Origin of the sequence: Streptomyces sp. NPDC002328, assembly GCF_042890065.1 — a bacterium.
Lineage (GTDB): Bacteria > Actinomycetota > Actinomycetes > Streptomycetales > Streptomycetaceae > Streptomyces.
On record NZ_JBIARQ010000001.1, the window covers coordinates 939,056 to 960,818 of the forward strand.

The 21,763-nt window shown below is 71.5% G+C and carries 15 protein-coding genes; 9 read left to right on the top strand and 6 right to left on the bottom strand.

What is annotated here, in order from left to right:
* Window positions 1-62: 62 nt before the first annotated feature.
* From rfbB to ACFYX4_RS04225, 9 genes are all read left to right on the top strand, one after another.
* The gene (gene rfbB, locus ACFYX4_RS04185) at window positions 63-1,052 is read left to right on the top strand and encodes a dTDP-glucose 4,6-dehydratase (RefSeq protein ID WP_389325453.1); all 990 of its coding nucleotides are present in this window, start codon (window positions 63-65) and stop codon (window positions 1,050-1,052) included.
* Window positions 1,049-1,933 carry a dTDP-4-dehydrorhamnose reductase gene (gene rfbD, locus ACFYX4_RS04190; RefSeq protein ID WP_389325456.1) on the top strand — a complete coding sequence of 295 codons (885 nt, stop codon included), beginning with the start codon at window positions 1,049-1,051 and terminating at the stop codon, window positions 1,931-1,933. The genes rfbB and rfbD overlap by 4 nt, the downstream gene beginning before the upstream one ends.
* Window positions 1,930-3,198, top strand: a complete 1,269-nt coding sequence (locus ACFYX4_RS04195) for a lipopolysaccharide biosynthesis protein (RefSeq protein WP_389325459.1) — start codon at window positions 1,930-1,932, stop codon at window positions 3,196-3,198. Before rfbD ends, ACFYX4_RS04195 begins: the two co-directional genes overlap by 4 nt.
* Before the next feature lie 163 nt (window positions 3,199-3,361).
* The gene (locus ACFYX4_RS04200; RefSeq protein WP_389325462.1) at window positions 3,362-3,757 is read left to right on the top strand and encodes a DUF2304 domain-containing protein; all 396 of its coding nucleotides are present in this window, start codon (window positions 3,362-3,364) and stop codon (window positions 3,755-3,757) included.
* Window positions 3,754-4,488 carry a glycosyltransferase family 2 protein gene (locus ACFYX4_RS04205; RefSeq protein ID WP_389325465.1) on the top strand — a complete coding sequence of 245 codons (735 nt, stop codon included), beginning with the start codon at window positions 3,754-3,756 and terminating at the stop codon, window positions 4,486-4,488. Before ACFYX4_RS04200 ends, ACFYX4_RS04205 begins: the two co-directional genes overlap by 4 nt.
* Entirely contained in the window at window positions 4,485-5,393 is a 909-nt protein-coding gene (locus ACFYX4_RS04210) for a glycosyltransferase family 2 protein (protein ID WP_389325468.1), read from the top strand. Before ACFYX4_RS04205 ends, ACFYX4_RS04210 begins: the two co-directional genes overlap by 4 nt.
* A gap of 72 nt (window positions 5,394-5,465) precedes the next feature.
* Complete coding sequence (locus tag ACFYX4_RS04215) at window positions 5,466-7,679, top strand: CDP-glycerol glycerophosphotransferase family protein (protein ID WP_389325471.1); 2,214 nt, start codon at window positions 5,466-5,468, stop codon at window positions 7,677-7,679.
* 60 nt (window positions 7,680-7,739) lie between these two features.
* Window positions 7,740-11,315 carry a CDP-glycerol glycerophosphotransferase family protein gene (locus ACFYX4_RS04220; protein ID WP_389325474.1) on the top strand — a complete coding sequence of 1,192 codons (3,576 nt, stop codon included), beginning with the start codon at window positions 7,740-7,742 and terminating at the stop codon, window positions 11,313-11,315.
* On the top strand, window positions 11,312-12,886 hold the full coding sequence (locus ACFYX4_RS04225) for a hypothetical protein (protein ID WP_389325477.1): 1,575 nt from the start codon (window positions 11,312-11,314) through the stop codon (window positions 12,884-12,886). The genes ACFYX4_RS04220 and ACFYX4_RS04225 overlap by 4 nt, the downstream gene beginning before the upstream one ends.
* 82 nt (window positions 12,887-12,968) lie before the next feature.
* Here ACFYX4_RS04225 and obgE read toward each other — a convergent pair whose 3' ends face one another.
* The 6 genes from obgE to ACFYX4_RS04255 form a co-directional block, all read right to left on the bottom strand.
* Window positions 12,969-14,405, bottom strand: a complete 1,437-nt coding sequence (gene obgE, locus ACFYX4_RS04230; protein ID WP_389325480.1) for a GTPase ObgE — start codon at window positions 14,403-14,405, stop codon at window positions 12,969-12,971.
* A 107-nt stretch (window positions 14,406-14,512) separates the two neighbouring features.
* Window positions 14,513-14,767 carry a 50S ribosomal protein L27 gene (gene rpmA / locus ACFYX4_RS04235; protein WP_389325484.1) on the bottom strand — a complete coding sequence of 85 codons (255 nt, stop codon included), beginning with the start codon at window positions 14,765-14,767 and terminating at the stop codon, window positions 14,513-14,515.
* A gap of 14 nt (window positions 14,768-14,781) precedes the next feature.
* Window positions 14,782-15,102, bottom strand: a complete 321-nt coding sequence (gene rplU / locus ACFYX4_RS04240; protein ID WP_004931419.1) for a 50S ribosomal protein L21 — start codon at window positions 15,100-15,102, stop codon at window positions 14,782-14,784.
* Window positions 15,103-15,275: 173 nt separating this feature from the next.
* Window positions 15,276-16,382, bottom strand: coding sequence for an iron-containing alcohol dehydrogenase family protein (locus ACFYX4_RS04245; protein ID WP_389325486.1), 1,107 nt, complete (start codon window positions 16,380-16,382; stop codon window positions 15,276-15,278).
* The gene (locus tag ACFYX4_RS04250) at window positions 16,370-17,122 is read right to left on the bottom strand and encodes a sugar phosphate nucleotidyltransferase (RefSeq protein ID WP_389325489.1); all 753 of its coding nucleotides are present in this window, start codon (window positions 17,120-17,122) and stop codon (window positions 16,370-16,372) included. The genes ACFYX4_RS04245 and ACFYX4_RS04250 overlap by 13 nt, the downstream gene beginning before the upstream one ends.
* An 82-nt stretch (window positions 17,123-17,204) precedes the next feature.
* Window positions 17,205-21,536, bottom strand: coding sequence for a ribonuclease E/G (locus ACFYX4_RS04255; protein ID WP_389325492.1), 4,332 nt, complete (start codon window positions 21,534-21,536; stop codon window positions 17,205-17,207).
* Between the last annotated feature and the right edge of the window lie 227 nt (window positions 21,537-21,763).

Genomic DNA, 21,763 nt, shown 5'->3' on the forward strand with positions numbered 1-21,763 from the left:
CCCGCCGTGACAAGGGCCACTGAACGGCGCGTGACACGACGGGCTATAGAATGTGGGCTCTTATGAAGATTCTTGTCACCGGCGGTGCCGGGTTCATCGGTTCACAGTTCGTACGGGCGCTGCTCCTCGGCGAGCTGCCCTCGGGCGAGGGCGCCCAGGTCACCGTCCTGGACAACCTGACCTACTCCGGCAACGAGGAGAACCTCGCCCCCGTCGCCGACAAGGCCGGTTACACCTTCGTCCACGGCGACATCCGTGACTTCGCCACGGTCGACGACGTGATGCGCGGCCAGGACGCGGTGGTGCACTTCGCCGCCGAGTCCCACGTGGACCGCTCGATCGCGGACTCCTCGCCGTTCGTGACCACCAACGTGCTGGGCACGCAGGTGCTGCTGGACGCCGCCAAGCGCCACGGCGTGGGCCGGTTCGTCCATGTGTCCACGGACGAGGTCTACGGCTCGATCGCCGAGGGCTCGTGGACCGAGGACTGGCCGCTGGCGCCGAACTCGCCGTACTCGGCGTCGAAGGCCGGCTCGGACCTGCTGGCGCTGTCGTACCACCGCACGCACGGCATGGACGTGGTGGTGACCCGCTGCTCCAACAACTACGGGCAGTACCACTTCCCCGAGAAGATGATCCCGCTGTTCACCACGAACCTGCTGGACGGCAAGAAGGTCCCGCTGTACGGCGAGGGCCTGAACGTGCGTGACTGGCTGCACGTCTCCGACCACTGCCGGGGCATCGAGCTGGTGCTGCGCGGCGGCCGGGCCGGCGAGGTCTACCACATCGGCGGCGGCACCGAGGTCACCAACAAGGAGCTCACGGGCCTGCTCCTGGACGCCTGCGGGGCGGGCTGGGACATGGTCGAGCACGTCGCCGACCGCAAGGGCCACGACCTGCGCTACTCCCTGTCGATCGCGAAGATCTCCGAGGAGCTGGGCTACACCCCGCTCGTCACCTTCGAACAGGGTCTCGCCGACACCGTCCAGTGGTACCGCGACAACCGCGCCTGGTGGGAGCCGCTCAAGGCGAAGGCGGCGCTTCCCGCATGACCCGCTGGCTGATCACCGGCGCGGGCGGCATGCTCGGCCGGGACCTGACCGAGGTGCTCGAGCAAAGCGGGGCCGGACAGGTCACCGCCCTGACCCGGCAGGAGCTGGACGTCACCGACGCCGCCGCGGCGCGCGCGGCGGTGGCCGGCCACGACGTCGTGGTGAACGCGGCCGCGTGGACCGATGTGGACGGCGCCGAGGCCGACGAGGCCGCGGCGACCCGTGTCAACGGCGAGGGCCCGCGGGCGCTGGCGCAGGCGTGCGCGGACGCCGGCGCCGTGCTGATCCAGGTCTCCACCGACTACGTCTTCCCGGGCGACGCGGCCGAGCCGTACCCGCACGACGCCCCGACCTCGCCGGTGAACGCCTACGGGCGCGGCAAGCTGGCCGGCGAGCGCGCGGTGACCGAGCTGCTGCCCGAGCGCGGCTATGTGGTGCGCACGGCGTGGCTGTACGGGGCGCACGGGCGCAACTTCGTCGCGACCATGCTGAACCTGGCCGGGCAGCGCGAGACGCTGGACGTGGTCGACGACCAGCGCGGGCAGCCGACCTGGACCGTGGCGCTCGCCCGGCAGATCGCGGAGCTGGGCGAGGCGGCGGTGGCCGGACGGGCTCCGGCGGGCGTCTACCACGGCACCGCGTCCGGCACGGGCACCTGGTTCGACCTGGCGCGGGCCGCGTTCGAGCTGACGGGCCTGGACCCGGAGCGGGTGCGTCCGACGACGTCGGAGAAGTTCGTACGGCCGGCCCGCCGGCCCGCGTACAGCGTGCTCGCGCACGAGCGGTGGGCCGAGGCGGGCGTGGCGGTCCAGCCGCACTGGCGCGATCAGCTCACCGAGGCGCTGAAGGTCGTCGCTCCGGGTGGGCGGACGGGCGCGTGAGCCTCCTCGACCGCATCGCCACGGCGTTGCCGCAGGGCACGGCGTTCGTCGGAGCGGGGACGGCGCTGCTCGGCATCGCCAGCTACATCCATCTCGCGGCGGCGGGCCACTCGCTCCCCGTGGAGGGGATGGCGAGTTTCTCGGTCCTGTGGACCGTGGTGTCCTCCATAGGCCTGGGGCTGTTCTTCCCGGTCGAGCAGGAGATCACCCGGGTGGTCGCCGCCCGGGTGGTGCACGGCGACGGGGCGCGGCCGGTGCTGCGGCGGGGCGCGGTGCTCTCCGCCGCGCTGCTCGCGGTGGTGCTGGTGCCGCTCGGCGTGTTCGCGCAGCAGGTCGCCGATCTGTTCTTCCACGGCGACACCGCGATGGTCCTCGCGCTCGGCGGGGCGTTCGCGGCGCTGGCCGTGGCGTACGTGACCCGGGGCGTCCTCGCCGGGCTCGGCCGGTTCCAGGCCTACGGGACGCAGCTGGGGCTGGACGGCGCGCTGCGGATCGTGCTGCCGGCGGGGCTCGCGCTGGCGGGCGTGGACTCGGTGTTCGCCTTCGCGGCGGTCCTCACGGTGGCTCCGCTGCTCGCGGTGCTGGCGACGCTCGGGCCGGTGGTCAAGGGCGCGCGGTCGGGGTCGGCGGCGCACTGGCGTGACCTGATCGAGCACCTGGGTCTGCTGGTCGGTTCCACGCTGCTGGCGCAGGTGCTCGTGAACATCGCGGTGATCAGCACCAAGCTGATCTCGACGGACGACGACGCGCTGGTCGCGGCGCTGCTGTCGGCGCTGGTCCTGGCGCGGGTGCCGCTGTTCGTCTTCGGCGCCTTCCAGGTGTCGCTGCTCGCGGGCCTGTCGTCGGCGGCGGCCGAGGGCGACACGCAGAAGTACCGTCGGCTGCTGCTGCGGGCGGCGTCGGTCACCGGCGGGCTCGGGGTGGCCGGGGGCATCGGCGCGGTGGCGCTGGGGCCGGCGCTGCTGCCGGCGCTGTTCGGCGCGCCCGACGTGCTGGGGCCGGTCGATTTCGCCTGGCTGTCGCTCGGCACGACGCTGTACATGCTGGCGATGGTGCTGGGTCAGGCCCTGCTGACGAGCGGCGCCGCGCGGATGCAGCTGGTTGCGTGGATCGTGGGAACTGCGGCGCTGGTGGCGGTCACGCTGAGTTCACTTCCGCTGAGAACGAGGGTCGAGGTGGCGTACACGGCGGGGTCCTTCGCGGTGGTCGCCTTCATGACGTTCGTTGTTCGTGCTCGTGTAGGCTACCGTTCGTTGCACTCCTAAGAATGATCACCATTCTATCACTCTCCGTAAGCATTGCGACAAAATGTAACGGACAGTGGACTGCAGTTCGGCGGCCTCGTTCTGCGGCCGTCCGCCTCGGAATCCCCCTGGAAGAGTAGACAGGCCCCTTTCCAATGAGTCGTCCGATACACCGGAGTGCGGCATGAAGTTGTGGATGCTGACCTCGGTCACCGGAGTCCTTCTCGTCCTGTGCATCGCCGAGCTGCTGCGCCGGCGCAAGCTCAAGGAGAAGTACGCGTTCCTGTGGGTGATCACCGGACTGGTGATCATCCCGCTCGGCTTCTTCCCCACGGTTCTGGACTCCGTGGCCCGCACGGTCGGAGTCGCCTCGGGCGTCAGTCTCATCCTGTTCCTGAGCGTGGCCTTCCTCTTCATCGTCTGCCTCCAGCTCAGCTGGGAGGTGGGCCACCTGGAGGAGGAGGGCCGCACGCTTTCCGAGGAAGTGGCCCTGCTGCGCATCGACGTCCAGGAGCTGCGGTCCAGGCTCGCCGCCGAGGAGACCCCGGCCGCTTCTGCCGAACGGGGGAATCTGAAGTGATCGACGGCAAGCGCGTACTGATCATCATGCCGGCGTGGAACGAGGCCGAGGGCGTCGCCGACGTCATCAAGGAGACCTACACCACGCTTCCCGGAGTGGACATCCTCGTCGTCGACGACGGCTCCGCCGACAACACGGCGGTCGTCGCCCGCGCGGCCGGCGCCACCGTGATGAAGCTCCCGTACAACCTCGGCGTCGGCGGCGCGATGCGGGCCGGCTACAAGTTCGCGCACGACCGCGGCTACGACATCGCCATCCAGGTCGACGCCGACGGCCAGCACGACCCGCGCAACGTGCCCGAGCTGCTCGACCGCCTGGAGACCGGCGCCGACCTGGTCATGGGCGCCCGGTTCGCCGGCACCGGCGACTACGAGGCCCGCGGCCCGCGCCGCTGGGCGATGCTCGTCCTCGCCTTCTGGCTGTCGCGCATGGCGCGCACCAAGCTCACCGACGTCACCTCCGGCTTCCGCGCCTGCAACCGCGACCTCATCAACGCGTTCGCCCGCTGGTACCCGGTGGAGTACCTCGGCGACACCGTCGAGTCCACGATCGCCGTGCTCCGCGCCGGCTACCGCGTCGAGCAGGTGCCCGTCGCGATGCGCCCGCGGGTGACCGGCACGCCCAGCCAGTCGCCGTGGAAGGCCACCCTCTACCTCGGCCGCATCGGCATGATCCTGCTGCTCGCGTTCAGCCGCCGCTCCTCGCTCGGCCCGGCTCAGAAGGGCAAGTGAGCCCGGTGCAGACCCTCGACATCATGCTGCCGCACTACGGCGACACCGCCCTGATGCAGGCAGCCGTGCGCAGCGTGCTCGACCAGACCGACAAGGACTGGCGGCTCACCGTCGTCGACGACGGCCGCGAGGAGGGCGTACCGGAGTGGTTCGCCTCACTCGGCGACCCCCGGGTCCGCTATATGCGCAACGAGCGCAACCTCGGCATCACCGGCAACTTCCGCAAGTGCGTGGACCTCGTCGAGTCGACGCACTTCACCATGCTCGGCAGCGACGACCTGCTGCTGCCTACCTACGTCGAGACGATCCGCGCCGCCGTCGAGGCCGAGCCGGACGCGGCGATCTACCAGCCGGGCGTCGAGGTCATAGACGAGAACGGCAACCCCTCCACCTCCCTGGGCGACGAGGTCAAGCGGCGGCTGTACGCGCCGAAGAACGCCGACGGCGCCCGGCTGGTGCTCTCGGGCGAGCCGCTCGCGGCGAACCTGCTCGGCGGCAACTGGCTGTACTTCCCGTCGATCTGCTGGCGCGCCGACGCCGTCAAGGCGGTCGGCTTCCGTGAGGACCTCTCGGTCATCCAGGACCTCGCGATGATCATCGAGCTGATCCGGCGCGGCGAGAAGCTGGTCGTGGACCCGGCGCTCGCCTTCCGTTACCGACGTCACTCCGGCAGCCTCTCCTCGGCCGAGGCCGTGACCGGAGCCCGCTTCGGCGAAGCGGTACGGTTCTTCAACGAGGTCGCCGAAGACCTCGACCGGCACGGCTGGCCCAAGGCCGCCCGTGCCGCCCGGCGGCACCTGTCCATGCGGCTGCACGCGCTGACCATGCTCCCCGGAGCACTGCGTCACCGCCGCTCGGACGCCGTGCGCCGCCTGCTCGGATATGCCCTGACCAGATCCGAGTGATCGTCACGCGCGGGACGGGTTCCCGCCCCGCGGACCGCAAACCGCCGAACCCTTCCGAAGGTCCAAGCCCTGATGACTTCCACGCAAGCCGCAGAGCCGTCCCCCGCCCCCCGGTTCAGCATCATCGTTCCGGCGTACGGCGTCGAGGCCTATCTGCGTGACTGCTTCGACTCCGTGCTCAGCCAGTCGTTCGAGGACTTCGAGATCATCGCGGTCAACGACGCCTCGCCCGACTCCTGCGGCGAGATCATGGCCGAGTACGCGGCCGAGGACCCGCGGGTCGTGGCGGTGCAGCTCGAACAGAACGTGGGCCTGGGCCAGGCGCGGAACGTGGGCATGGCCCGCGCCAAGGGCGCTTACCTGCTGTTCCTGGACAGCGACGACACGATGCTGCCCGGCTCGCTGCTGGCCGTCTCCCGCCGCCTGGAGGAGACCGGCGACCCCGAGCTGCTGGTCTTCGACTACGCCCGCACCTACTGGGACGGCCGGGTCAGCCCCAACGCCAAGCGCTCGGTGCTCACCGCGAGCCCCCGCGAGGCGGTGCGCCTGGACGACAACCCCGACCTGCTCGGGCTGCTCCAGGTCGCCTGGAACAAGGCCTACCGCCGTGACTTCGTGGAGCGCTGGGGCTTCGAGTACCCCACGGGCTACTACGAGGACACCCCGTGGACCTACCCGGTGCTGGTGGCCGCCGAGACCATCGCCGTCCTGGACCGGATCTGCGTCCACTACCGCCAGCGCCGCCAGGGCAGCATCCTGTCCTCCGCCAGCCGCAAGCACTTCGACGTCTTCGACCAGTACGAGCTGGTCTTCGCGTTCCTCGCCCGGCACCCCGAGTTCGAGCGCTGGCAGAGCGCGCTGTTCGAGCGCATGGCCTTCCACCTCGGCGTGATCGAGCGGATGCCGGGCCGGCTGCCCGCCGGAGCCCGCGCCGAGTTCCGCGCCCGCCGGCTGGAGGCCGAGCGCGCCCACCGCCCGGCCGGCTACCGCGAGCCCAAGGACGGCGGCGCCAAGGCCGCCGCGCGCCGCCGCCCCGGCGACCGCCTCCCGCGCCGGCTGCGCCCCCTCGCCCGCCGGGCCTACCGCGCCGCCCTCAAGTTGAAGAAGCCGGTGCGCCACGCCGTCCTGATGACCTACTACCGGGCCCAGCGGATGCTGCCGGTACAGAAGGACACCGCCGTCTTCGCCGCGTACTGGAACGCCGACTACTCCTGCAACCCGGCGGCCATCCACCGCAAGCTGCGGGAACTCGCCCCGAAGGTGAAGACGACCTGGGTGCTCAAGCCCGGCGCGCGCAACACGCCGCCGCCCGGCACCACCGTGGTCCACCCCGGCTCGTTCCAGTTCTGGCGGGCGATGGCCCGCAGCAAGTACTTCGTGAACAACGTGAACTTCCCCACCCTCGTGGTGAAGCGGCCGGGTCAGGTCTTCGTGCAGACCCACCACGGCACGCCCCTCAAGCGGATGGGCGTCGACCTGATCGACTTCCCGCTCGGCCAGGCCGACCTGGAGATGGACACGCTGATGCAGCGCGTCGACCGCTGGGACTACAGCGTCTCCAGCAACAGCTTCACCACCGCCGTCTGGGACCGGGCCTACCCGTCCACGTACACCTCCCTGGACTACGGCTACCCGCGCAACGACGTCCTGGCGAACGCCACCGACGCCGACCGGGCGCGGGCCCGCGAGAAGCTCGGCCTCGCCCCCGACGCCAAGGTCGTGCTGTACGCGCCGACGCACCGGGACTACATGGCCGTACCGCGTCCGATGCTCGACGTGGAGCACTTCGCCGAGCAGCTCGGCGACGGCTTCACCGTGCTGGTGCGGGCGCACTACTTCAACCTCGGCGCCGGCCCCGCCGAGGGCTCCGGCGTCGTCGACGTCAGCGCGCACCCGTCGGTGGAGGAGCTGTACCTCGCGGCCGACTGCCTGCTCACCGACTACTCGTCGCTGATGTTCGACTACGCGCTCCTCGACCGGCCGATCGTGCTCTTCGCGAACGACTGGGAGACCTACCGCGCCACCCGCGGCACCTACTTCGACATTCACACCCAGTCTCCCGGCCATGTGGTGGCAACCGAGAAGGACCTTCTGGACGTCTTCCTCACGGGGCGCTGGGCCGACGACACCTCCGCGAAGGCACGGACGGAGTTCCGCAGGCGGTTCTGCGAGTACGACGACGGCCGTGCCTCCGAACGTGTGGTACGCAAGGTCTTCCTGGACGAGGAGGTCGATCCCCCGGCGGTGATCTCCCCGGAGCGTCCGAGCCGTCCGGCGCGAGGCTAGAGCTACCGTGTCCGGCAAGTCCGGTTGACGAACAACCTTGAGAAAGGCGCAGTACCCCAGATGCCTCCCCGTCTGTCACTAGTCGTTCCCTCCTACAACGTGGAACTGTTCCTCGACGAGTGCCTCCAGTCGCTCGCGGACCAGACGTTCACCGACTGGGAGGCGATCGTCGTGGACGACGGCTCCAAGGACGGCAGCCTGGCGATCGCCGAGAAATGGGCGCGCAGAGACAGCCGCTTCCGCGTCGTCGCACAGGAGAACAAGGGACTCGGGCCGGCCCGCAACACCGGTGTCGCCCATCTCACCGAGGGCACCGAGTTCCTCGCCTTCGTCGACAGCGACGACATCGTGCTGCCCGACGCCTACGAGCGGTGCATCGCCAGCCTGGAGAAGTCCGGCTCGGACTTCGTCAGCGGCAACGTCAACCTCCTCAAGGCCGGCGAGATCCTGATCTCCCCGCTGCACGCCAAGCGACTGCGCACCGACCGCACGCGCACTCACATCAGCCGCGACAAGGACCTCGTCTACGACCGCACCGCCTGGAACAAGGTGTTCCGCCGGTCGTTCTGGGACAGGCACGCCTTCGAGTTCCCCGGCATCCTCTACGAGGACGCGCCGGTCACCCTGCCCGCGCACTTCCTGGCCACCGCCGTGGACGTGCTCAGCGAGCCGATCTACCTGTGGCGCCAGCGCACCGGCGGCGCGCCCTCCATCACCCAGCGCCGCACCGAGCCGGTCAACGTCCGCGACCGCATCCGCTCGTGCGACTCGGTGAGCCGCTTCCTGGCCTCCCAGCCGGGCGAGGAGTACGCCCAGCACAAGCGCTGGTACGACGAGATCTTCGTCACCGACGAGCTGCCGCTCTTCATGGGCGTCCTCGACCAGGCCGGCGACGAGTTCCGCGAGCTGTTCATGTCGGGCGCGGCGGACTTCCTCAGCCGGGTCGACGCGCGCGTCATGCCCCGGCTGCCCGTCTCGCTGCGCCTGAAGTGCCACCTCATCCGCGAGGGCCGGCTCGACGAGCTCATGGAGCTGCTCGCCTTCGAACGCGAGGCCGGCCGGGCCGTCCCCGTGGTCCGGCAGGGCCTGCGCTACTTCGCCGACTACCCGGTGATCGACAAGAAGCGCGCCGTGCCCCGCTCGGTGCTGCGCGTGGACTCCGACTTCGCCGCCCGGGCCCGCGCCGAGGAGATCGTCTGGCGCAGCGGCCGACTGCACATCGGCGGCCACTCCTACATCCGCAACCTGGCCGCCGAGCGCCCCCAGCCGACCACCCTGCGCGTGTTGATGCTGCGCGAGACCGGCAGCCGGCGCACCGTCCTGGTCCGGCCCAGCCGCACCCAGGCCTCCCGCGCCACGCAGACCTCCGGCCAGTCCCTGCACAACTACGACTGGTCGGGCTTCTCCCTCGACCTGGACCCCGCCAAGCTCAAGGCCCGGGGCGGCTGGCGCGACGCCGTGTGGCGGGTCACCGTCGCCACCGTCCAGCAGGGCATCGTCCGCCACACCCGGCTCAAGGCCGGCGAGAGCGGCAGCGCCGAGAGCCCGGCGCCGTTCTGGGTGGACAAGGACGTACGGGTCGTGCCGTTCATCAACGACGACCACCTCTACCTGCGGGTCGAGCGGGTCCGCGCCAGGCTGACCGGCCACCGCGCCGAGAACGGCGTGCTGGAGCTGACCGGCGTCCTCGGCCACGAGGCCGCCGCCCAAGACGCCTCCCTCGCCCTGCGCCTCAAGCACGGCTCGACCGACGCCACGCTCGAATACCCGGTGGAGCGCACTCCCGGCCAGGGCTTCTCCCTGCGGGTGCCGCTCGCCGACCTCGACGTCGAGGGCCGCGACTCCGGGAACCTGGAGGTCGTCGACAAGTGGACGGCCGAGCTGGTCATCGGCGGCGCCAAGCGCGGGCACTCCGTGGCCGTCGACGTCGGCCAGGACGACCGCGCCCCGCAGCACCCGCTGCACGGCGGACCGACCGCGCAGTGGGGCGGACGCGTCACGGCCGTCACCGACGACGGCGTGGGCCGCCTCGCGCTGCGCACCCAGCCCGTCCAGCCCATGATCGGCGAGCTCTCCGTCACCCCCGAGGGCCGCATCGTGCTGACCGGCACGCTGCCCGTGACCGTGGACGAGCCGGTCGAGGTCGTGCTGCGGCACAGCCGGCACGCCGAGGAGCACTCCCACCCAGCCACCGTCACCGACGGGACGTTCCACGCCGAGTTCCTGCCCGTGCCCACCAGCATCAGCGAGGTGCCGCTGCGCCAGGGCCGCTGGTACGTGTTCGCCCGCACCACCGACAGCCGGGTCGAGGTGCCGGTGCGCGCCGTGCCCTCGTCGCTCACCGGGCTGCCCGTGCGCTTCGCCGTCCGCGGCCGGGAGTACGCCCTCACCCACCGCTTCTTCGACCGGCTCCTGATCGAGGCCGCCCCCGACCTCGGCCCCGAGGAGTTCGGCTGGTTCCGTCAGCGCCAGATGCGCACCGGCGTGTACGCGCAGGCGCGCACCGCCCCGCTGCGGGACACCGTCCTGTACGCCTCCTTCTCCGGCCGCCAGTTCTCGGACTCGCCGCGCGCCGTCTACGAGGAGCTGGTGCGCCAGGGCGCCGAGCTGGAGCACATCTGGGTGGTGGAGGACCGCCGCGCCGAGATCCCCGAGGGCGTCAAGGTCATACGACGGTGGAGCCGCGACTGGTACGAGGCGCTCGGCCGCAGCCGGTACATCGTCACCAACACCCATCTGCCGCACTGGATCCGGCGCCGCGAGGGCCAGGTCATCGTGCAGACGTGGCACGGCACCCCGCTCAAGCGGATCGGCCACGACATCGACAGCGTCCAGTTCGCCGACCGCAAGTACCTGTCCAAGGTCGCGGAGGAGACGCCGAGCTGGAGCTTCCTCGTCTCCCCGAACCGCTTCTCCACGCCGATCATGAAGCGGGCGTTCCAGTACGAGGGCGAGATCCTCGAGTCCGGCTACCCGCGCAACGACGTCCTGCTGTCCGAGAAGACGGAGGACCTCGCCCGCGCCGTGCGTGAGCGGATAGGCCTGCCGGAGGGCAAGAAGGTCGTGCTGTACGCGCCGACCTGGCGGGACGACCAGTTCTACCAGGCGGGCAACTACAAGTTCGATCTGCGGCTCGACGTGAAGAAGGCGGCTGAACGCCTCGGCGACGACCATGTCCTCCTCATCCGCAAGCACTCGAACATCGTCGACGCGGTGCCCGGCGCCGGCGACGGCTTCGTCTTCGACGTGTCCAGCTACCCGGACATCGCCGAGCTGTTCCTGATCACCGACGTGCTGGTCACGGACTACTCGTCGCTGATGTTCGACTTCGCCAACACAGGTCGTCCGATGCTGTTCTTCACCTACGACCTGGAGTACTACCGCGACCAGCTGCGCGGCTTCTACTTCGACTTCGAGAAGCGGGCCCCCGGGCCGCTCCTGCAGAGCTCCGACGAACTCATCGACGCGCTCGCCGACATCGAGGACATCAGCGCCTCGTACGCGAACGCGTACCGCGAGTTCAAGGACGTGTTCTGCGATCTCGACGACGGTCATGCCGCCGAGCGGGTGATCACCCGGATGCTGGAGCTCGCGCACCCCGACCGCCCCCCTCTTGAGCCCGCGGAGCAGCGTTGAAAGCACCAAGGATCCCCCTCGACCGAGAGCGTCTGAGAAAGCGTCTGGAGCGCATCCCGCAACGGCGACGGCTGCCGCTGGCCGTGTACGCGACCACCCAGCTGATCTTCCTGACCTGGTGGGCGGCGTTCTACCCGGGCGGGATGAGCTACGACTCCATCGCGTACGTGTGGCACGTCACCACCGGCCACTGGATGTCCAACCACTCGGTGGCCTACGACGCGCTGGTGTGGCTGTCCCTCAACACCACCGGCGATCTGGCGCTGCTGACGTTCGCCCAGAGCGTCGCCATGGCGTCGGCGCTGGCCTATGTGTCGGTGACGCTGCGTCAGTTCGGCGTGCCGGGCAAGTGGAGCGCGACGGCCACCATCGCGTGCGCGGTGATCCCGTCGATCGGCTCGTTCGTCATCTTCGTGTGGAAGGACGTGCCGTTCGTCATCGGCGCGGTCCTCGCGTTCGGGGCGGCCGGGCGGCTCGTGGTGCGCCGGATGCGCGGGGTGGACTCCACGCGGGACAAGGCGTTCCGCAACGAGATCGCGGTGCTGTTCGCCGGCTTCCTGTGCATGGGCCTGTTCCGCAACAACGGCCTGCTCGTCGCGGTCATCGCCGCGCCGGTGCTGCTGCTGGTGCTGCCGAGGATGCGCAAGGCGCTGCTGGTCGCCACGGTGATCCCGGCGCTGACCGCCGGTCTGCTCCAGACGGTGATCTATCCGGCGGTCGGCGTGATCACGCCGACGAAGGACCAGGTGTACGCGATGAACTACGCGGACATCGCGGTGGTCTACGGCAAGGCCCCCTCCACCTTCACCAAGGCCGACAAGGCGCTCATGGCGCAGGTGGCGCCGCTGTCGCACTGGAGCGGCCGGGCCGCCAACTGCTACAACGCCGACTGGGCGATGCAGAAGCCCATGAACCGCAAGAAGGCCGACGAGCTCAACGCCCAGCTGCTCGACCTGTGGATGCGGGTGCTGAAGCGGACGCCGGACCAGATGATCTCGGCGCGGCTGTGCCGCTCGCACATCGCCTGGTCGCCGTACCCCGGCCCGATCGACAAGATGGGCCACACGCTGATCAGCCCGCCGTCCGTGCCGAAGAACCTGTTCGGCTGGGCGGACTGGAACAAGGACATCAAGGACAGCTCCTACCGGCCGGTCCTGAAGATCCGCCCGCTCAACGACCAGCTGCACGACGTGGCGTTCTTCGTGTGGAAGGCCAGCAAGACGGCCCAGCTCCAGTGGCTGCTGTTCCGCGGCGCGACCTGGTGCTACGTGGCGTACGCGGTGCTGCTGGCGTTCTCGCGCCGGCACCGCTCCTGGGCTCCGGTCGGCCTGATGTCGATCACGCTGGCGCTCCAGCTGACGGTGGTGGCGGCCAACCCGGCCCCGCTGGCCCGGTACATGTTCGCGCCGATGTTCCTGGGCATCCTGACGCTGCCGCTGTTGGCCGCGAAGCCGCGCTTCGGCAAGCGGACCGACACGGATGCCGGGACCTCCGGCCCGTCCCGCAAGACGGAGGACGAGGACGCCTCCTCCGCCGAGGACCGGGACACCCAGCCGGCGCCGGTCGCCTGAGACCGGCCGGGCACGACGAAGGGGTCCGTCCGCATCACCCTCGGGTGAAGCGGACGGACCCCTTTCATACGTCCGGTTCCGGCTAGAACGCGTCGAACTCGTCGAACTCCCGGTCCGCCTCGTCCCGTTCGGCCTGGCGGTCGCGGCGGCGCTGGGCGGCCGGGCGGGGTGCCTCGAAGCGGTGGTCCTCGCCGCGCCGGCCGAGCATCTCCGCGCCGGTCGACATGGACGGCTCCCAGTCGAAGACGACCGCGTTGTCCTCGGGTCCGATGGCCACGCCGTCCCCGGCGCGGGCGCCGGCCTTCATCAACTCGTCTTCCACACCGAGGCGGTTGAGCCGGTCGGCGAGGTAGCCGACGGCCTCGTCGTTGTTGAAGTCGGTCTGGCGCACCCAGCGTTCGGGCTTCTCGCCGCGGACGCGGAACAGGCCGTCCTCCTCCAGCGTGACGGTGAAGCCGGCGTCGTCGACCGCCTTGGGCCGGATGACGATCCGCGTGGCCTCCTCCTGCGGCCTGGCGGCCCGCGCCTTGGCCACCAGGTCGGCGAGGGCGAAGGACAGCTCCTTGAGGCCCATGTGCGCCACGGCGGACACCTCGAAGACGCGGTAGCCGCGCGCCTCCAGATCCGGCCGCACCATCTCCGCGAGGTCCTTGCCGTCCGGAACGTCGATCTTGTTCAGGACGACGAGGCGGGGACGGTCGTCCAGACCGCCGTACTCGCGCAGTTCGGCCTCGATGATGTCGAGGTCGGAGGCGGGGTCGCGGTCGGACTCCAGGGTGGCGGTGTCCAGGACGTGCACGAGGACGCTGCACCGCTCGACGTGGCGCAGGAACTCCAGGCCCAGGCCCCTGCCCTGGCTGGCGCCCGGGATCAGGCCGGGCACGTCGGCGATGGTGTAGACGGTGGAACCGGCCGTCACCACGCCGAGGTTCGGCACGAGCGTCGTGAAGGGGTAGTCGGCGATCTTCGGCTTGGCCGCGGACAGCACCGAGATCAGCGAGGACTTGCCGGCGCTCGGGTAGCCGACCAGCGCCACGTCGGCGACGGTCTTCAGCTCCAGGACGATGTCCTGGAGGTCGCCCGGCTCACCGAGCAGCGCGAAGCCGGGCGCCTTGCGGCGGGCGGAGGCGAGCGCGGCGTTGCCGAGGCCGCCCCGGCCGCCCTGTCCGGCGACGTACGTCGTGCCGTGGCCGACGAGGTCGGCGAGGACGTTGCCGGCCTTGTCGAGGACGACGGTGCCGTCCGGCACGGGCAGCACGAGGTCCTGTCCGTCCTTGCCGGAGCGGTTGCCGCCCTCGCCGGGCTTGCCGTTGGTGGCCTTGCGGTGCGGGGAGTGGTGGTATTCGAGCAGCGTGGTCACGGACTGGTCCACGGTGAGGACGACGTCGCCGCCGCGCCCGCCGTTGCCGCCGTCGGGTCCGCCGAGCGGCTTGAACTTCTCACGGTGGACGGAGGCACAGCCGTGACCTCCGTTACCCGCGGCGATGTGCAGCTCGACGCGGTCCACGAAGGTGGTCATGGTTCGGTGCCTCCAGAGAAACGTACGTCTGTGTGGTGGTGTAACACGCGAAAGGCGGACCCGCCTTCCCGACCGGGAAGTGAGGTCCGCCTCGCGTAAGCGTCCGATCAGGCGACCGGAACGATGTTCACGACCTTACGGCCGCGGTGGGTGCCGAACTGCACCGAGCCGGGCAGGAGCGCGAACAGCGTGTCGTCGCCGCCACGGCCCACGCCGGAACCCGGGTGGAAGTGCGTGCCACGCTGGCGGACCAGGATCTCACCCGCGTTGACGACCTGACCGCCGAAGCGCTTCACGCCGAGCCGCTGGGCATTCGAGTCGCGACCGTTCCGGGTGGACGATGCGCCCTTCTTGTGTGCCATCTCTCCTCAGTCCCTTACTTCGCAGCCGCGGGGATCTCAGTGACCTTGATCGCCGTGTACTGCTGGCGGTGGCCCTGACGACGGCGGTAGCCGGTCTTGTTCTTGTAGCGCAGAATGTCGATCTTCTGGCCCTTGTGGTGGTCCACGACCTCAGCCTGGACCTTGATGCCGGCCAGCACCCACGGGTCGCTGGTCACAGCGTCGCCGTCGACAACGAGCAGGGTCGAGAGCTCGACCGTGTCGCCAACCTTGGCGGTGGAAATCTTGTCAACCTCAACGATGTCGCCGACAGCAACCTTGTGCTGGCGACCACCGCTGCGCACGATGGCGTACACGCGGATCTCACTCTCTCGCTCGGGAACGGCACCCCCGCAGTCCAGCCGCCGGGCGAAACACCACGAACGGACCTCTCCCGGCCGCCGAGGCACCCGGGAGGAAGAGGTTTACGGGGATGTGGCGCGCCACTCGACACGCCGACGGTCCAGGTTACGGGCCCCCCGTTCCAGGGTCAAACCGACCCGACCCCGCCCACCTCGCACCGCTCCTCCTGCGCGCTCTCGCCGATGGCTTCGGCGTACTCGGCGTAGGCGTCCCCGATCTCCTCGGGGGTGAGGGCGAGGTGTTCGAGGATGGTGTAGCGGCCGGGGCGGGTCTCCGGGGCGTAGGCGACCGCCCGGACGAACTCCTCGACCGTGAAGCCGATCTCCTGGGCCAGGACCGGCAGACCGTGCCGGCGCAGCACGCCGGCCATGTGGACGGACTCCTCGTGCGCGCCGCGCAGGTACATGGCGAAGGCGGCGCCCAGGCCGCACTGCTCGCCGTGGGCGGCGGCGCGCTGGGGGAAGAGCAGGTCGAAGGCGTGGTTGATCTCGTGGCAGGCGCCCGAGGAGGGGCGCGAGTCGCCCGAGACGGACATCGCGATGCCGCTGAGGACCAGCGCCTCGGCCAGCACCTGGAGGAAGCCGGTGTCGCCGACCCCGCCGGGATGCCTGAGCACCGCTTCGCCGGCCTGCCGGGCGATCGCCGCGGCCAGTCCGTCGATCTTCTCGCCGTTGACCCGGTTGGCCAGCTCCCAGTCCGCGATGGCGGAGATGTTGGAGACCGCGTCGCCGATCCCGGCGCGCACGAACCGCACCGGGGCCTGCGCGATCACGTCCAGGTCGATCACGACCGCGATCGGGTTGGGCACGCCGTAGGAGCCGCGCCCGGCGTCGTTGTCCAGCGTCGCCACCGGCGAGCACAGCCCGTCGTGCGCCAGGTTCGTCGGGACCGCCACCAGCGGCAGCCCCACCCGCGCCGCGGCGAACTTCGCACAGTCGATGATCTTCCCGCCGCCCAGCCCGACGACCGCCTCGAAGCGGCCCGCCCGCATCTCACCGGCCAGCCGCACCGCGTCGTCCAGCGTCCCGCCGCCCACCTCGAACCAGGTCGCCCCCGGCATCGAGGCCTCGAGTCGCTGACGCAGCCGCGCGCCGGAGCCGTTCGACACCGCCACCGCCAGCCGGCCCGAGCGCGCGATCCGCTCGTCGGCCAGCACACCCGCCAGATCGTCCAGCGCACCCGCACGGATGTCCACCACGACCGGCGAAGGAATCAACCGCGTCAGTACCGGCACGCGATCTCCCGACCCCGCGCCAGATCGTCATGATTGTCGATCTCCACCCACGGCACATCACCGATCGGCGCCACATCGATGCGGAAGCCGCGGTCCACCAGCTCCTGGTACCCGTGCTCGTAAAACTGCTGCGGATCCACCTCCCACACGCTCCTCAGCGCGTCCGCCAGCTCCCCGGCCGCGTCCCCCTCGATCAGGGTCACGCCGATGTACTCGCCGCTCGCCTCCGCCGGATCCATCAGCTTCGTGATCCTCGTCATCCCGCGCTCCGGGTCGACGACGACCTTCATCTCCTCCTCGGCGAGCTTCTTCACCGTGTCCACCGCGAGGATGATCTTCCTGCCGTCACCGCGCGCGGCCAGCAGCGTCTTCTCCACCGACACCGGGTGCACGGTGTCGCCGTTGGCGAGGATCACCCCGTCGCGCAACGCGTCCCGCCCGCACCACAACGAATAGGCGTTGTTCCACTCCTCCGCCTTGTCGTTGTCGATCAGCGTCAGCTTCAGCCCGTACTTCGCCTCCAGCGCCGCCCGCCGCTCGTACACCGCCTCCTTGCGGTACCCCACGATCACCGCGACCTCCGTCAGCCCGATCTCCGCGAAGTTCCCCAACGTCAGATCGAGGACGGTCAGCGGTGAGGGGCCGTCCTCGCCTGCCACCGGGACCAGCGCCTTGGGCAGGGTGTCCGTGTAGGGGCGCAGACGCCGTCCGGCGCCGGCCGCCAGCACGAGGCCGATCATCGTGGTTCTCTCCTTGTGGTTCTCGAAAAAGACCGTGGCCCTGTCCTGGAAGCGGACAGGGCCACGGGTGCGGGTGAGGGGGTCAGTCCTCGTCGGCCGGGGCCGAGACCGACGGCGCCGTGCGCTGCGCCGCCACCGTCTTCTTGGCCACCGACTTGGCCGCCTTCTTGGCCGTCGTCTTCTTGGCGGCCGTCTTCTTCGCGGCGGTCTTCTCGGCCGTGGCCGTCGCCTTCTTGGTGGCGGCCTTCTTCGCCGTGGCCTTCTTGGCGGTCTTGCGGACCGCCTTCTTGGCCGGAGCCGCGGCAGCGACCTCACCGGCGGGCTCCGCGACCTCGGCCGCCTCGGCGGCCTCTGCCTCGGACGCCTCAGCCTCGGCAACCGGGGCGGTCTCCGCACCGGACGCCTCCGCCGGGACGACCACGACGGCCGTCTCCTCGGACGCGGTGGGCGCGGTGGCCTTGCGCACGGCACGACGCCGCGGACGGGCCGGAGCAGCGCTCTCGGCGGCGACCGGCTCGGCGGCAGCGGGCTCGGCGGCGACCGGCTCGGACGCCTCCGCAGCGGCCTCCGGGACCTCGGCGGCCGCTTCCGCCGCCGGCTCGGCGACCGTCACCACGGCGGCCTCCGCCCCCGCGGGCGAACCGGCCGGAGCGGACACCTTGCGGGTCGCACGACGACGCGGACGGCCCTTGGGCGCGGCCTCCTCGGCGGGCGCGGCCTCGGCCACGGCGGCGGCCGGTGCCTCGGCGGCAGCAGCCGACGCCTCGACGACCGGGTCCTCCACGGCGACCGGCTCGGCCTGCACGGTGGCGGCCTCGGCCTGCCGCACCGGACGCTCGGCCTCCTGCTCGGCGGTCACGTCCTGCGCGGTCGGCACCGACTGCTCGGCAAGGACCGTCTCCTCGGAACCGGCCGAACCGGCCGTCGCGCGCCTGCCGGCGCCGCCCCTCGGCGCGCCCGCCGGAGCGGACACCCGACGGCTCGCCCGGCGTCGGCCGCGTCCGCGCGTGGCCGCGGCCTCCGCCTCGGCGACGCTGCTGTACAGCTCCTCGTCCGCCGTGAAGTCGGGCGACTCCAGGGCGACCGGCGCGGCGGCCTCGGCGGCGACCTCGGCCTCGGTCTCCTCACCGGCGGACACCACGGCCTCGGCGGCCTCGGCCGGCTCCGCGGTCACGACCTCGTGCTCGTGCTCGTGGGCCTGACCGTCACCGCCGCGACCGCGCTTCTTGCGCTTGCCGCCGCCACCGGGGGCGGACGGCTGCTCCAGGTGGACGATGACGCCCCGCCCGTTGCAGTGGACGCAGGTCTCCGAGAACGACTCCAGCAGCCCCTGCCCGACCCGCTTACGGGTCATCTGCACGAGCCCCAGCGAGGTCACCTCGGCGACCTGGTGCTTCGTACGGTCGCGGCCCAGGCACTCGAGGAGGCGGCGCAGCACCAGGTCCCGGTTGGACTCCAGCACCATGTCGATGAAGTCGATGACGATGATGCCGCCGAGGTCGCGCAGCCGCAGCTGGCGCACGATCTCCTCGGCCGCCTCCAGGTTGTTCCTGGTGACCGTCTCCTCCAGGTTGCCGCCCTGGCCGGTGAACTTGCCTGTGTTGACGTCGACGACGACCATCGCCTCGGTCCGGTCGATCACCAGCGAACCGCCGCTGGGCAGCCAGACCTTGCGGTCCAGCGCCTTGGCGAGCTGCTCGTCGATCCGGTAGGTGGCGAAGACGTCGACCTCGGAGGTCCACTTCGACAGGCGGTCGGACAGGTCCGGCGCGACGTGCGAGACGTACCCGTGGATCGTCGACCAGGCGTCGTCGCCGCTGACGACGACCTTGGTGAAGTCCTCGTTGAAGATGTCGCGCACGACCCGGACGGTCATGTCCGGCTCGCCGTAGAGCAGCGTCGGGGCGTTGCCGCTCTTGGCCTTCTTCTGGATGTCCTCCCACTGCGCCTGGAGCCGCTCGACGTCGCGGCGCAGCTCGTCCTCGCTCGCGCCCTCGGCGGCGGTGCGCACGATGACGCCCGCGTCCTCGGGGACGATCTTCTTGAGGATCGTCTTCAGCCGGGCCCGCTCGGTGTCGGGCAGCTTGCGGCTGATGCCGGTCATCGAGCCCTCGGGCACGTACACGAGGTAGCGGCCCGGCAGGGAGACCTGGCTGGTCAGACGGGCGCCCTTGTGCCCGATGGGGTCCTTGGTCACCTGGACGAGGACCGACTGGCCCGACTTCAGGGCGGACTCGATGCGGCGCGGCCCGTTGGCCATGCCCAGCGCCTCGAAGTTGACCTCGCCGGCGTACAGGACGGCGTTGCGCCCCTTGCCGATGTCGATGAAGGCGGCCTCCATAGACGGCAGCACGTTCTGGACCTTGCCCAGGTAGACGTTGCCGACGTACGAGGTCGACTGCTCCTTGTTGACGTAGTGCTCGACGAGCACGCCGTCCTCCAGGACGCCGATCTGCGTGCGGTCGCCGTGCTGCCGGACGACCATCACGCGCTCGACGGCCTCGCGGCGGGCCAGGAACTCGGCCTCGGTGATGATCGGGACGCGGCGGCGGCCCTGCTCACGGCCTTCCCGGCGGCGCTGCTTCTTGGCCTCCAGACGGGTGGAGCCCTTGATGGACTGCACCTCGTCGGACGGCTCGCCGGCCTTGCGCGGCTCACGGACCTTGACGACGGTGCGCTCCGGGTCGCCCTCGCCCGGCTCGGCCTCGGCGGCGGTGTCCCCGGCGCGGCGGCGACGGCGACGGCGGCGACGGCTGCCCGCGGTGGAGCCGGCGTCGTCCGCGTCGTCGGCGTCCTCTTCCTCCTGCTCGGCGGTGTCCTCGGAGTCCTGCGCGGCCTGCTCGGCGGCGAACTCGTCGGAATCGGCGTCCCCGGACTCGCCGTCCGCGGAGTCGCCCCGACGGCGACGACGGCCGCCCCGGCGACGACGGCGGCGCGAGCCGCCCTCCTCGGACTCGTCGTCGTCGACGGCGTCCTCGGCGGACTCGTCGGCCTCCTCCGGCTCCGGCTCGTCCTCGGCGGCCGGCGCGGCGGTCTCGGCGGGCTCGGCGCTCTGCCGCACGGTCTCGGCGGTCTCCTCGCCCTGACCGGCGGCCCCCCGGCGACGACGGCGACGGCGCGACCCGGTCTGCTCCTCCGGCAGCTCCTCGGTCTCCACGGCGGGCTCCGCGGCCTCTACGGCCTTGACGGACTCGACGGGCTCGACGGGCTCGGCCTCGGCCGCGGCGGCCTCGGCGGCGGCGCGCTCCGGGGTCTGGAAGCGGGGCTCGGTGAAGACGGGCGCCTGGAACACGGCGACGGCGGGACGCGCCGGGCGGCGCGGCGACTCGGCGTCCTCGCCGGCCGGACGCGCGGGCTCGGAGAACCCGACGGCGGCCTTGCGGACCACCCGTCGCCGGGCACGGCGCGGGGAGGCGTCCTCGTCGGCCTGGGAGGCGGCGGTCTCGGCGGCCTGCGCGGCGGCGGGGGCCGGTGCGGAGGCCTGCGCGGGGGCATGGGCCGGCGCTTCCGCCTCTACGGCCTCAGGGGTCTCGGCGGCCACGGAGGTCTCGGCGGCAGCCGGGGTCTCGGCCCGACGCGTGGCACGACGACGCGTACGGCGCGGGGCGGCCTCCTCGGCGGCGGCCTCCTCGGCGGCCGGAGCCTCGACGGCGGGCGTCTCGGCAGGCGTCTCCGCCGCCTCGGCGCGCGCGGGAGCCTCGACGGCTTCGGCCGCCGGGGCCGGCGCTTCGGCGGGCGCGGCGGCCCGGCGGGTGGCACGGCGACGGGTACGGGGGGCGGGCGCGGCCTCGGCGGCGGGCTCCTCGACGGCCTCCGCGGTCGCGGCGACCTCGGCGGTCGCCTCGTCGGCACCGGTAGCGGTCGCGTCGGCGACGGGCTCCGTTTCCGTCGCCTCGGGAGCGCCGGCCGGCGTGGACACGCGGCGCGTGGCGCGGCGACGGGTACGGCGGGGAGCGGCGTCCTCCGTCACGGCGGGCTCCTCGGTGGCGGTCTCCGCGACGGGGTCCGCCGCCTCGACGGCGGGCAGGACGGTCTCGGCGGGCACCACGGTCTCGGCCGCGGCGGGGGCGCCGGCGGGCGCGGAGGCCCGACGGGTCGCACGACGACGCGGACGCGCGGGCGCGGCCTCGTCCGCCTCCGCGGTGTCACCGGCCTCGCCGGTCTCTCCGGTCACCGCGGTCTCTACGGTTTCGAGGGCCTCGTCGGCCTTCTCCTCGTCGATGTCGTCCGCCACCAGATCGGCGGACGCGACGGCCGGTATGGCCGGCGCGACGGTCTCGGCCGAGGTGTCGGCGGCGGCCGTCGGCGGGCCCGCCGGGCGGGAAGCGGCACGGCGCCGACGCGGCGGCAGCGTGTCGCTGGGGGTGTTGTTCTGTTCTTCGGAACCCTGGGTGGGTTCGGTCGGCTCGAGCATGCGGGTGTGTCTCCCGTCAGGCTCCCGGGCGCCGCGCTGGTCCGGCGCCGATCGGGAAGGATCGGTCGCCGTTGACGTCCGCGGCTCGCGCTGTGCGCGGTGCCGCCGTCCGGGGCGCGGCCGCCGCACGGGAGCTCTCTGTGTCTTGTCTCGCCGGTTCCGTACGCCGTGTTGCCTACGGCCTGGCGAAAGTCTTCTGGTCGGTGCGCTGCCCGACCCAGGTGGCT